At 37.7% G+C, this 13,133-nt stretch carries 13 protein-coding genes; 8 read left to right on the top strand and 5 right to left on the bottom strand.

Annotated elements, in window-relative coordinates; all coding sequences use genetic code 11:
- The first annotated feature begins 95 nt into the window (after window positions 1–95).
- From L1283_RS27735 to L1283_RS27745, 3 genes are all read left to right on the top strand, one after another.
- Window positions 96–698 (top strand): DNA polymerase Y family protein, encoded by a 603-nt coding sequence (locus L1283_RS27735; protein ID WP_429626760.1) that lies wholly within the window; start codon window positions 96–98, stop codon window positions 696–698.
- Window positions 679–3,615 carry a DNA polymerase III subunit alpha gene (locus L1283_RS27740; RefSeq protein ID WP_429626761.1) on the top strand — a complete coding sequence of 979 codons (2,937 nt, stop codon included), beginning with the start codon at window positions 679–681 and terminating at the stop codon, window positions 3,613–3,615. Before L1283_RS27735 ends, L1283_RS27740 begins: the two co-directional genes overlap by 20 nt.
- 72 nt (window positions 3,616–3,687) lie before the next feature.
- Window positions 3,688–5,307 (top strand): hypothetical protein, encoded by a 1,620-nt coding sequence (locus tag L1283_RS27745; RefSeq protein WP_429626762.1) that lies wholly within the window; start codon window positions 3,688–3,690, stop codon window positions 5,305–5,307.
- A gap of 73 nt (window positions 5,308–5,380) precedes the next feature.
- Here the strand turns inward: L1283_RS27745 and L1283_RS27750 are convergent, their stop codons facing one another.
- Window positions 5,381–5,839: a hypothetical protein gene (locus L1283_RS27750; RefSeq protein ID WP_429626763.1), complete on the bottom strand. Its 459-nt coding sequence runs from the start codon at window positions 5,837–5,839 to the stop codon at window positions 5,381–5,383.
- Window positions 5,840–5,880: 41 nt separating this feature from the next.
- Between L1283_RS27750 and L1283_RS27755 the strand changes: the two genes are divergently transcribed.
- Window positions 5,881–6,354, top strand: coding sequence for a hypothetical protein (locus L1283_RS27755; RefSeq protein WP_429626764.1), 474 nt, complete (start codon window positions 5,881–5,883; stop codon window positions 6,352–6,354).
- A 123-nt stretch (window positions 6,355–6,477) separates the two neighbouring features.
- Window positions 6,478–7,275 carry an SOS response-associated peptidase gene (locus tag L1283_RS27760; protein WP_429626765.1) on the top strand — a complete coding sequence of 266 codons (798 nt, stop codon included), beginning with the start codon at window positions 6,478–6,480 and terminating at the stop codon, window positions 7,273–7,275.
- A gap of 252 nt (window positions 7,276–7,527) precedes the next feature.
- On the opposite strand, the gene L1283_RS27765 is transcribed toward L1283_RS27760, so the two are convergent.
- Window positions 7,528–7,893, bottom strand: a complete 366-nt coding sequence (locus L1283_RS27765) for a winged helix-turn-helix transcriptional regulator (RefSeq protein ID WP_429626766.1) — start codon at window positions 7,891–7,893, stop codon at window positions 7,528–7,530.
- Between the two features lie 108 nt (window positions 7,894–8,001).
- Here L1283_RS27765 and L1283_RS27770 point away from each other — a divergent pair, with 108 nt between their 5' ends.
- A complete protein-coding gene (locus tag L1283_RS27770) occupies window positions 8,002–9,081 on the top strand; it encodes an alkene reductase (RefSeq protein ID WP_429626767.1) in 1,080 nt (359 codons plus the stop codon).
- 180 nt (window positions 9,082–9,261) lie between these two features.
- Here the strand turns inward: L1283_RS27770 and L1283_RS27775 are convergent, their stop codons facing one another.
- Window positions 9,262–10,464 (bottom strand): CynX/NimT family MFS transporter, encoded by a 1,203-nt coding sequence (locus L1283_RS27775; protein ID WP_429626768.1) that lies wholly within the window; start codon window positions 10,462–10,464, stop codon window positions 9,262–9,264.
- Window positions 10,465–10,538: 74 nt separating this feature from the next.
- Between L1283_RS27775 and L1283_RS27780 the strand changes: the two genes are divergently transcribed.
- A complete protein-coding gene (locus tag L1283_RS27780) occupies window positions 10,539–11,348 on the top strand; it encodes a helix-turn-helix domain-containing protein (protein WP_429626769.1) in 810 nt (269 codons plus the stop codon).
- 85 nt (window positions 11,349–11,433) lie between these two features.
- Here the strand turns inward: L1283_RS27780 and L1283_RS27785 are convergent, their stop codons facing one another.
- Window positions 11,434–11,727, bottom strand: a complete 294-nt coding sequence (locus tag L1283_RS27785) for a hypothetical protein (RefSeq protein ID WP_429626770.1) — start codon at window positions 11,725–11,727, stop codon at window positions 11,434–11,436.
- Between the two features lie 189 nt (window positions 11,728–11,916).
- Between L1283_RS27785 and L1283_RS27790 the strand changes: the two genes are divergently transcribed.
- Window positions 11,917–12,177: a hypothetical protein gene (locus tag L1283_RS27790; RefSeq protein WP_104382211.1), complete on the top strand. Its 261-nt coding sequence runs from the start codon at window positions 11,917–11,919 to the stop codon at window positions 12,175–12,177.
- Between the two features lie 43 nt (window positions 12,178–12,220).
- Here the strand turns inward: L1283_RS27790 and L1283_RS27795 are convergent, their stop codons facing one another.
- The gene (locus tag L1283_RS27795; RefSeq protein ID WP_429626771.1) at window positions 12,221–12,868 is read right to left on the bottom strand and encodes a hypothetical protein; all 648 of its coding nucleotides are present in this window, start codon (window positions 12,866–12,868) and stop codon (window positions 12,221–12,223) included.
- Window positions 12,869–13,133 lie beyond the last annotated feature (265 nt).

The following is a 13,133-nucleotide window of genomic DNA, read 5'->3' on the forward strand; positions in this document are numbered from 1 at the left end:
TAGCATACTTTTGGACTGGATTGTGTATTTATTAGTGCCGAAAATGCTGCACTCCAACTTACCAATTATGCTGCATTCTTATTTACCATTTACACATGGGTATCTCCAGAATCGGTACTTTACAGCAGATGGAAGTATTTACCATGCAGAAAGTGCTTGGTGAGAACGGGATCAATATCTGGCGCAAAGCAAATGGACTTGACGATTCTCTCGTGGTACCTTTCCGCGAACAGAAATCCATGTCCAAGGAAAACACTTTTCAACAGGACACGATAGATATGGATGTACTGCGCCGGACTTTGATTGGTATGGTCGATACACTGGCCTTTGATCTGAGAAAAGACCAGAAACTGACCAGCTGTGTTACGCTCAAGATCCGATACAGTAATTTTGATACCCATACACAGCAGTTGTCCGTTCCCTATACTAACTCGGACCGGAAACTCACAGATGTTGTGCTTTCCCTTTTTAAAAAGCTTTATAGTCGGCGGATGCTTATTCGCCTTATCGGGATCAAGTTTTCCGGACTGATCTACGGCTCCTATCAGACCGACCTTTTTGATGATAGTGCAGAGGAAGTAAACCTGATGCAGGCCATGGATAAGATCAGAAAGCGATATGGGTCAGAACTTTTGATGAAAGGGATCTGCGCACCGCTGCCGGAGAAAGGAGGGGGAGATGCTTTTAAATCTACATAGCTACTTTAGCCTTCGATATGGCACCCTCAGTCTGCAGGATCTCATTTCTGGAATGCTGGCGGGAGGGTATGACACTGCTGTGCTGACCGATATCAATAATAGTTCCGGTTCGCTGGACTTTATCAAACTGGGGCGAGCGGCCGGACTCAACCTGCTGGCTGGAATGGAGTTTCGCAACGGCGATCAGCTTTGCTTTGTTGCCATTGCCAAGAACGAACACGGTTTCCGTGAGATCAACGAATACCGCACCCAGCTCAATATGGAAAATCGTGCGGTACCTGAGCGTGCGCCCGGTTTTGATCAGGTCTTCGTAATCTATCCTTTTCATAAAATTGATGGCTTTGTACTGCGTGATTTTGAATATATCGGAATAAAGCCGGGCGAACGCACCAAAGCCCAATTCATGGAACGGCGTATCCTTGACCGCTGTGTGATCCTTGCACCTGTCAGCTTTCGTAAATCCGACTATACCCTGCACCGGCAGTTAAGGGCCATTGACAACAATCTGCTGATATCGCAGCTCGAAAGCCAACAGATTGCCACCAATGATGAGGTATTTGTTCCCAAGGCAAAACTGATGCGCCTATTTTCGGAGCTGCCGCAGCTGCTTGCCAATACCAACCGCATGCTGGGGCAATGTTCCTTTGGTTTTGATTTTACGGGCGTAAAAAATAAAGCAACTTTTACAGGAAACCGTTATAACGATAAACAGCTACTGCATAAGTACTGCATGGATGGTTTTGCCAGGCGCTATGGCAAGAATGACCGGATCGCCACAGAACGGATCCAGCGGGAATTAGAGATTATCGAAAATCTGCGCTTCTCCAGTTATTTTCTGATTACCGACGATATCTGCCGCTATGCACGTGGACGTAATTTTCATTATGTAGGCAGAGGATCCGGCGCAAATTCTGCAGTAGCTTATTGTCTTGGTATTACGGATGTTGACCCTATCGCCCTCAACCTTCCCTTTGAGCGTTTCCTTAATCCAAAAAGGAAAAGTCCGCCGGATTTTGATGTGGATTTTAGCTGGAACGAGCGGGACGAGATGTACGACTATATCTTCAACCGCTATCAGACAGGTCACACGGCATTGATGGGAGCAATGAGCACTTTCCGCTCAAGGAGCATTCTGCGCGAGCTTGGAAAGGTCTATGGTCTGCCCAAGGCGGAAATTGATAGGCTGGTTCATGAGCCTGAACATTTGCTCAATAAAAACGAGGTGACCAATACGATCCTGAGCGTTTACAACCGGATGGCCGACTTCCCGAACCAGCGAACGATTCATGCCAGTGGCGTGCTTATTTCTGAGGAACCGCTTACCTGTTATTCAGCAATGGACAATCCGCCCAAAGGACTGCCGACCATGCAGTTTGATATGTATGTGGCCGAAGATATCGGTTTTGAAAAATTCGATATCCTGTCGCAGCGCGGCATCGGCCATATCAAAGATTGCCGCAGCATTGTACGCGAAAATCTCGGGGTAATTATCGATACAGACAATCCAAAACGATTTTTTCAGGACCCGCTTATTGCCGCGCAGCTTAAATCGGCTAACACCATTGGTTGTTTCTATATTGAAAGTCCCGCCATGCGGCAACTTCTGACCAAATTGCGCTGTGATGATTACCTCACGCTCGTAGCTGCGTCTTCTATTATCCGGCCAGGTGTTGCAAGCTCCGGAATGATGGGCGAATACATCCGTCGCCATCATGATCCCTCCAAAGTGGTCTATCCACATCCGGTTTTTAAAGAACAGCTGGAGGAAACTTATGGCGTGATGGTCTATCAGGAAGATGTGATGAAAATAGCCAATGCTTATGGTGGACTCGATATGGCAGATGCAGATGTGCTGCGGCGTATGATGTCGGGCAAATATCGGAGCAAGGACCATCTGATTGAAATCGAAGACAAATTCTTTTCAAACTGTAAAGCAAAAGGATATGACGAAAAGGTGAGCCGTGAAATCTGGCGCCAGATGGAAAGTTTTGCAGGCTATTCCTTTAACAAGGCACACTCAGCATCCTTTGCTGTAGAGAGTTATCAGAGTCTTTTTTTGAAGACCTATTATCCGCTGGAGTTTATGGTTGCGGTGCTCAACAATTATGGCGGTTTTTATAACCGCAAGGTTTATGTAAACGAAGCACGTATTGGAGGTGGGAACATTTGTCTTCCATGCGTCAACCAGTCCGTCTTCAATACCTCCATTAAGGGAAAAGATATCTATCTCGGATTTGACTGTATCCTCAATCTGGAAGGAAAACTAGCAAACAGGATCATTGAGCAAAGGGAATATGCCGGTCAATATCGTAGTCTGGAAGATTTTGTCAAAAGAACCCAGGCCGGGCTCGAACAGGTAATCCTCCTTATTCGGGTCGGTGCGCTGCGGTTTATTGGTATAGGCAAAAAACGGCTACTGTGGGAAGCCCACCTGTTGATGAGCAAACACAAACCTGTAGTGACCAGTATGGCCCTTTTTGAAACGGAAAGCCGTAAGCCGATCCTTCCACCACTGGAGGAGGATATTTTGGAGGACTATTATGATGAGATGGAGCTCATAGGGTTCTGTGTCACAGGAACATTATTTGATCTGACCAAAAGTGATTATCGCGGTGATATACCGTCGAAAGAACTTGGCCAGCATGAAGGTAAAATCGTACGTGTCGTTGGTGATTTTGTCTGCGAGAAATTTGTCAAGACCAAGCGGGGAGACATGATGAAATTTGGAACCTTCCTTGATGCGAATGGCTATTTCTTCGATACGGTGCATTTCCCGCAGAGCCTGGCAAAATATCCTTTGCGCGGTGCTGGAATCTATCTGGTCGAGGGTAAAGTGGTTGTTGAATATGGATGTCCATCTATTGAAGTGATCCGCTGTGCCAAGATGCCCTTAAAACTCGATCCAAGGAGTGAATAAGAGCTTGATGATATTTTTAAATTAAAGCTAATTTGGTAGCTTTATGAATTCATGGAAGGTATATAATCAATTATGGGGGGATCAGTCAGTATAAAAGGCTTTATTTATCAAACAATCATAAGTGTAATCAGTAATTTTGAAGACAGTGATTGGGACTATTGTCAGGTAGAGCCTGAAAAAGGAGACGAAAAGACCGATATTCTCTTTTGGAAAGGTGATGTCCCTATCAAAGCTATCCAGGTGAAATCCAGCCAGAATTATTTTAGCGTCACAAATGCCAAAAGCTGGCTGGAAAAGATGGTAAAAGGCTTAAATGGATGCAATGAATATCATTTAATTTTAATAGGAAATGGTGAACCAAAGTTAAATGAGTATAAAAAAAATATAGTCATAGATCCTGAAATTGCACTGAAGAACAATGGAAGCCTCTTAATAGATTTATTACCATATCAAGAGAAATACCTTCGTAGTCCATTGGAGAACGAACTTCGCAAGTTTTATGAAAGATTGGGCTACATAATCAAACAGGAGCATATTGAAGTGTTAACCGGAGTTATCCTTTATTCATTTTTAGAATTTTCTGTTATTCAAAAAAAAGTATCAAGGGATGAATTTAGTGACATGCTGGTTAATTGGGCAAAAACAATTCTCCCTCTGAGCGTCCGTCAAGTTAATGAAAGTGATTTACGCGTTTATCTTTATAATGAAAACAATGAAACATTTTATGTTGAAGAAGAAGCCAGATCAATAAAAATAAAGGCACTCCAAAGGCTGATAAATCAATCAAATGAGGAGATAATCACTAATTTTGAAATATGTAAAAGGCATATTTTTAAACCACAGATAGATCAAAATAACGTAGAGAAAAAAGGGAGTAAGGATTTTCAGCTAGCGAATGCTGTATTTAACACATTATATAAAAGTGTAAAAATTAGTGATGAGATTCAATCAGCACTTGAAGACTATATTTCAGAAGAATTTAATGAGGTTGTAGAAAGATCATTTTTTTCAGTTGGCAATCTTCGCGAAGCTCAAGTTCTTTTTGAATATAAAATATCTGGGACGAAAGAGGAGGAAGAAAAGTACTATGCTATTTATGCACTATACCGAGCATTTACAAAAAGAGAACAGCTAACAGACCTAAACAACTTAATAGAGTTTGGTCGATGTATTACTTTAGTTTTAAAAAATGAAGGGAAAACATTTGACGAAGATATAGATGTTTTACTTGAAATACCAGGTGATATTGAGTTCATTGAAAAAGGTGATTTTCCAAATATTTCGAGCCATTCATTAATGGAAGAATTCCTGGGAGCGAAGATTATCACTGAGATTTTTGAGATAAAAAGTAGCCATTTGGTCGATCAATACCAGTTTTCTCCATTTCAGTTTGATGTAATGGCAACACCTAGAAATATTGGATTAACCTTTTTACAGGATCAAACAGATTTTGAAGACGATAAAAGAAGGTATAAAAAGTTACTCAGTGGATTTCAGGATTTCGAAATCCATAAAACAGACACCAGTAAAATTTTGAAATTTAGCTTTTCGAAATTAAATCCAAATCAAGCTATAGCATTTCCAACTAGATTGTTTCTGCTCAAAAATGATGGAGATATAAATTTGAAGTATTCGATACGGTCAAAACATAACTGTGATAATTCGAAAAGAGAATTATTGATTAGGAACTAAAACTATAGAAAAGAAGCGGAAATGGAAAATTGCCGCTTCTTAGTTTTTATTTCAAATAGATAAAGAAAAGGTACTATAAAAGATCAAACTGCTTAAAATGATGGGCAAAATGCTTATTATGAAATTTAAGCCATTCTTCATAAGTTAGTTTTCCCATAGTTGGATTGGTAGGTTGTGCATTGGGACTATCTCCAAAATAATGATCAAAAACATCAAGCTGTGTTTTTAGATCTTCAAGTGCAGCGTTTAAATCTTCGAATCTGAGCTCAGGTAGACCTTCCTTCGGTAAAATCGGAGACTTAAACCCGATTGGAATATCAGCACCCTGATAAAGCAAAGACTGTTTAATTTTTTCAGCTATTTCAGTAGGGTAGGCTAAATCCTGCTGAATGGTCCCATTTGAAAATGCCACAGTAAAAGCGAGATGTTCAACCATATGCTGCGGAGTCATAGCGCCAAATACGGGTTTATCTGTCGGTTCTAATCTATTTAGTGAGTTTAATATGCTTTCCCTGTCGATAATTGAAATCATTGTTTGTATTTTTATTCTACCAATAGTTATCATGCAATATTATGCTATACAATCCATTTGAGCAAGTAACAAAAACATCATTTAGCGAACTTATTGAAGCTGGTTATACGGATTTCGTGCTGCAGAGATTTGAATGGCCAGATGTTAAGGCAAATACAGGATTTCTGTTGACACCGTATGATGACTCGGAAGAAGCAAAAGCACATGCACATCACCTCGCTGTTAAAGAAGGAAAAGCATTACAGATACCTGAGGATGCAGAAAAAATTGATCAGATGCTAACAATGGGCTCGGGTTATCGCATATTTCTCAATCAGATAAAAGAAGAAAACTGGGATAAACGGATGCTAAAAATGTATGAAAAGCATATTGTCAATTTTCTCCGTACCAAAACAAGGTTCCAGCGCAAGAATCCCATTGATATTCTCTTTTCACTGGAATATGGTAGGGTAGTAGCGGCAATTACAGACGGGCAGACCAAAAAGAAAGTTCCCGCAATCGAATTATTGCGTTGAATGTATAGTTAAATCATGTATTTAGTTTTTATTGATTTATAAACCAATAAATATGTAAAGAAAATGGACCGGTCTTTTGGGCGATTATGTTTATCTTAGTCAGTAAATATTAAATAACCTATTATGTGTTGGGATATCAGTCTACATACAGACATCGAAATAGTTAAAAAGGCTTTTCCTTTATTAAAAGATGAACGTCGTCAATTGGATTACAATTACGATTATTTGGAAAATGTTCAGGCAATAACATTTCCCAAATATCCGATCTTATATAAGCAGAAAGATTCAGAACAGCTAGCATTAACCGAAATGGAATGGGGTGTGCTGCCGACATTTATTACAGATCAAAAGCTACAAACAGATCGCCGCAGGAATATGGTTAACGTAAGAAGTGAAAGGATCCTGGAAGATAAAAAGTCATATTGGTACCGTTTACGTAACCAAAGATGTCTTATCCCTGTCTCCGGAACATTTGAACATAGAGCAGTCAAAGGATGGAAAAAGAAAGTTCCCTACTTTATTGGTGAAAAGGGAAGAGATATTTTCTATATACCGGGACTTTACCAGTGGCATGAAATGGTAGACGAAGATGGTGTTGTTGAGAAAGTGGGATCATTTGGGATGTTAACAAGAAACGCTAATGAGGTTATGGCAAATATTCATAATGATGGTCCCAACAAGCATAGAATGCCATTATATCTTCCCGAGGATCTTGAACGTCAATGGCTGACTAATATCACAGAAGAAGAAATGCAGCCTATCTTTAAATTTGAAATTCCAGAAGAGAATTTGAACTATTATCCTGTTTACACGTTAAGAGGATATCCGCAACGCCCAGATGGCAAGCACCGTTATGAAGAATTTCAATGGGAAGGTTTGCCACCATTGGGAAGTGATGATGTACAAACGTCTTTATTTTGAAATGGTATAAAATAGAATTGATACAAAAAGTTGCTATGCTTAAGTGACGTATAATCAAAGAGTTTAAATGATAAAGAATTCTTGGTATTAGTTGTGAAATTTGCAAACTTGAGCTATGCAAAAGTAGATAGAAATGAAGGCAACTGATTTTTAATTCCACAAACTCAAATTTTCCTTTAATATCTTGGAAACCGTCTTCAAAATGAGAGATATATCCTTATTAGAAATATATAATTAAATTACTTATATTGCTTAGAAATCTTTCCGGATAACCTTTTGTCGATGCTCCAATCCCCATTTTTCCATAGCTGCTATTACTTCAGCTAGAGTTTCGCTGTATGGGGTCAAAGCATATTCCACACTCACAGGATTAGTTTCTAAAACGGTTCTACTCACTAATCCGTTAATCTCCAGTTCACGTAATTCTTTGGTTAAAACACGAGGTGATATATCAGCCTCCCTCGATAATTCTCGAAACCTTTTTTTGCCACGGGTTAAAATAGACATTAAAACCAATTTCCATTTTCCTCCCACTAAATCTAATGTGTCCTGAACGGCCAATTTAGCTTTAATGCAAGCTTCCTTACTGTCTGTTTCGAAAATTTTTTTTGTATTCATAGTATCCTTTTAGTAACCGCTATCCTTTAAGTAACACAAGGAAAAGGTCTAATAAAACTACATAAATTTGGCTTGTAAAATAAATGTTAAATATAAAATTTTTTACAAATGAAACTTTTGAACAGTACGAAAATCGGCAAGTTTACATTAAAAAATAGCATGGTAATGTCTCCTATGACACGGAGTAGAGCTGATGAAAATGGAATTGTTAGTGACCTCACAGTATTATATTATACTCAGCGGGCAAGCGCGGGTTTAATAATTTCTGAAGGAATTAATATATCAGAAGAAGCTTTAGGAAGCCCATGGACACCGGGCATTTATTTGCCGGAGCAAATTGAGGCATGGAAGAGGGTGACAAAGGCTGTACATGAAAACGGGGGCGTAATTTATGCTCAACTATGGCACACCGGACGTGTTGGACATTCGATTGATAAAAACGGAAAATTGCCGGTTGCTCCATCTGCTATTGCTATTTCAGACCAAAATCACTTTACTTCTCAGGGGCGGAAAGATTATGAAATTCCTAAGGAGCTTAATAAATCAGAAATAAAGGAAATTATTTCTGATTATCGACAAGCTGCAATTAATGCAATAGAAGCAGGGTTTGATGGAGTTGAGCTTCACGCTGGTTTTGGATATCTTCCCAATCAATTTTTATCGGAAAGTGCCAATAAACGTACAGATGAATATGGAGGATCTGTTGAGAATCGTAACCGGTTTGTTTTAAAAATTGTTAAGGAAATCGTTGAGGCAATTGGTTCTGAAAAGATAGGAGTAAGATTATCACCTACGAACACCTTTAACAATATTGAAAATAGTGATCCTAAAACGCAGTTCGTATCCTTAATAAAAGAGCTCAATGAATTTCCTCTTTCTTATATTCATTTAGCAAATGCAATTGCGCCGCTTGACAAATATCCGCATTACCCAAAAAACGTAATGGATACCTTCGGTGTTGTCAGTAAACATCCCGTGATAGCAAATTCAGGATATGATAGAGAATCTGGCGAGGCAGAATTGGCTAAAGGCATTGCCCAATTGATTTCTTATGGCGCATTGTTTTTAGCAAATCCTGATCTACCTAAGCGTTTTGAATTGGGAGCTGAACTCAACCCACCAGATAGAGATACTATGTTTGGTGGTGGAGTGCAGGGGTATACCGATTATCCTTTCCTCCAAGATTAACAGGTATTATGTACTTTTAATATTATTTTAACGAATAAGATTCAGAGTATTGCTGAATTTAATAAGGCTTTCTAAAATGGAAAGCCTTATTATATAATAAATTTGTCTTCTGAAAACTAAATGAACTGGAGAAGAATTATACTCTGTTTTCATTTGCCTAGCTTTCTAATGTGAAAAGTATTAATCTTCCACAAATCTTTTATCTGCTGCTCTATAGCCGAAGATAAAAGTCATAATTATTATGGCAACAAGAAAATAAAAAGACCATTTCCAACTTGGATCAAAATCATGAAGTTTTCCAAAAACTGGTGGGCCAGAAGCTGCAATTAAATATCCGACGGACTGTGCCATCCCTGAAATTTTCAGGGCGTTGGCACTAGTTTTCGTACGCAATGAAAAAAATAGTATTGAGAGACTGAATGCTAAACCATTTGAAAATCCTAACAAAATTGCCGTTAAGTAAACTAAGTCTGTTTTTAGCCATACAAACATCAGTATACTTAACATCATTGTAACACAGATAAAAACAATTATAATTTTCTGATCTTTCAATTTATTGGCAATTATTGGCCCAACAAAAGTTATCGGAATTGCGGCAAACTGTATCGCAAACAACACCCAACCTGGATTATTCCCAGTCATACCATAATCTATTAAAACTGAAGGAAGCCAAGAAACTATACAGTAATATACAAGTGATTGCAATCCTAAGAATAGGGCAATATTCCATGCTTGTTTTGACTTAAACATATTAAAATCTGTTTTTGAATCATCAGACATTTTATGCTTATTTTTTTTCTTGTTAAAAATAAGGTCAATAACAACGATTATTAAAGCTAAAATAGCTGTCACTAACCAGATTCCCAGGGAGCCACGCCAACCATATCCTGTCCAGTCACCCAAGCTAAGGCTATATGCGGAGGCTAGTGCGGCTGTAAGGTTAATGGATACTGCAAATATGCCCGTCATCAAACCTATTTTCTCGGGAAAATTTAGCTTAATATAACCAGGTAGTAACACATTGCAGATAGCGATTCCAAGTCCTAAAATCAAAGATCCTACAAATAGGGCAGCTACATTTCCCGAGATACGGATGAATAAACCAAAACTCAATATCAATAAAGCAAACAATAGGAATCTGGTGATACTCAAATTTTGCGCGAATCGACTGACTAGTAAAGAACAGCTTGCAAACATAAATAATGGTATTGAGGTAAGCAGGCTACTCTGAAAATGTTCTAGATTTAACGAGTTTACGATTTGATTTAGGACTGGGCCAACAGCAGATATAGGAGATCTGAGGTTACTAGATACCAAAATGATAACCATAACACTGATAGCTATTAAAATTTTCGAGTTTTCTCTTTTTGCTAGGTACTTCATTTTATTATAAATTTTGATACAAAAATAAATACGTACATTTATTTAGATTTATCAAAATATTGATCTAAAACGACATGAATAACGAGCAATATCCTGTTGATATAGACAAAGTTAATAAGCGCTATTTAGTTCGTTTTGAGGATAAGTGGATTCATAATGATGAGCTTCATTCACATAATAAAGGGCAGCTGATTTATGTTGAAAGAGGATTTCAGTATCTTACTGTGAATGGAAAGATTTATCTCTTGCCTAAAAATCATGTTGCATGGATACCTCCTAATTGCCTTCATAAAACAAATTGGGGATCCCAAAAGATAAGATTAATGGTGTTATTTTTTGAACTGCAGGATATATCTTCATTTTATAATAAGGTGGGCGTATTTCTTGCACCTCCAGTATTGAAAGAAATGATAAAATATGCTGGGAAATGGTCAAAAAAACTGGATGAGGATGCGAATGAAAATATGTTTTTAGGAACACTGCTCAACGAGCTTCCTCAGTTTGTTGACAGTGCTATGCAGTTATATATTACACTGCCAGAAGATAAGAGGCTGGCGAGTGTTACTTTGTATTTACAGGAACATTTTACCGAAGACTTTTCTATGGAAGATTTAAGTCATATTGCCGCTTTATCACTTCGTACCATTGAACGGATTTTTAAAAAAGAGACTGGATTGACACTCAGCAAATACCAGCAGATGCTGAGAATATTAAAAAGTATTGAATTGTTGAATGAGCAGGAATTGACCATTTCAGAAATATCTTTTAAAGTAGGTTATAAAAGTCTTCAGGCATTTACCAATAGTTTTTTATCAATTATGCACTATCGACCCTCTGAATTTTTAAAAATGGTAGGGAATACGGTGCTATCAATGAAGTCATAAAAACGATAGAATTTATAAATTATCATCTTAAAATTAAATTTTCTGATAACAAACCTATTCAGGGTATCATTTAATAGAAATGGGATTATCTAAAAGCTTTTAACAGTGGTTGAATTTCAAAATCTGGCTTAAATGGAGACATTCCTGTAGCCCATAGCCGTTGATTCAAAAAAGTTATCTGATCCGCGTTTTCAGACAATGCTGTTTCCCATTGCTTTTGGTACATCTTTGTTATGAGACATAACCTTCTCGTATATATTTCGACACCAAGTTTTTTCTTACTTTTTTTATTTGCGGGTAGCATCGTTTTTAAACGGTCTATTTCTGCTTGTTGAATGCTAATAAGTCTAGCCATTTCAATCAACATTTTTTTATCCATAACATATATTAAGTTTTGTATGCTTATTCAATTATCATTTAATTCAATATACCTATTTTCAGTATGGTGAATATATAATTTAGGTGCTAACTGCTGACATATTGTTCTGCTATAAGATATCAATGCAGATCATGTTTATTTATTTTTAACATTTAATGTTAAGCCATTTTATTAAATTTACGGTACAATATGGAAGAGGCAATTGATGTATTAGCACAAAATAATATACCTAGGCAATCCCTTAGAATCACTTATAAGGGCCAGGATTTCCAAATAAGGATTTTGGATAAGGAGTTATATAAAGGAATGATAGAGATATCTATTCTACTTGATGGAATGGTGCAAAAGCTCATAAGAAATAAGGATATATGGCATTTTGAAAATTCGGATAACGATAAGGATTTTGCTAACGATATCGGAAGATTAATTTCCTTAAGGTATCGCTTGTAGATTGTAATTATCGATTGATATGATTAAAGCTATTTATAATAGCTTATCGTCGTCTGCCCTGGTTTTTTTTATCTTCTTGAATATATGGGATGCTGCCGTAGTGGATATCCCGAACCGTTGGCTCTAGGTATTGTTCTTTCTTTAAACCTGCTGCTTTTATTATGCTTTCTGGAATATTCGTATTGAGAAGTTTATGTCCTTCGGTTAAGGAGGGGAGTACTTTTTCGCTAAGATCTTTTAGTACAATTTCAGGACCTTTAGGAAAGGCAAGAAGTTTTACAATCGGTACAGCATAGACAAAACCGCTGTAAGATTGATCTGGAATCCCATATACTATTCCTTTCAACATGATTTTGTTCATCTTAGAATTGAATTTTGCAATTTCCTTTTTCTCAATGTATTTATTCACTAGATCATCAATATATTGTTCAAGATCCATATCCTGTGAAAGACCGTCCAATAAATTATTTTCCGAACGATCAGCTGGAGGTAGGGCTGCGCAATATTTTTCCGCTTCCCTTATCAGAACTTTTCCCTGCTGGTCTTTAGGTGTGTAAAATGTAGCCCCACCTTGTCCATTATTTTTTACGTATCCAGCTTGGATTCCGTTTATGTATAGATTGGCGGTAAAGGCATGTGTTTCTTCACTGAACTGCAGGCTGTGCTGAATTCTCTTTAGTTCTATTTTCATGTTAATTGATACAAGTGAAATTCTTATCGTGAGCGGCCTATAAAATTCTGTCTTTCTATTGAAATAATTTCTATCTGTGAGCTGTGAAATGCGACGAATTCGGTCTGGTCATTTCCCAAACTTGATATGATGCCGTCGTAGCCAGCTTTTTCCAATAAGAGGTGGCAATCTATGCTGCTCCCCTAAAACTAGACATAAATTTAAGGTATGAAATAAATAGATTAAATTAGCAATATTATGTCACGTACACGGAGAACATTTAGTA

Origin of the sequence: Sphingobacterium sp. HSC-15S19 (assembly GCF_050433745.1) — a bacterium.
Classification (GTDB): Bacteria; Bacteroidota; Bacteroidia; order Sphingobacteriales; family Sphingobacteriaceae; genus Sphingobacterium; species Sphingobacterium siyangense.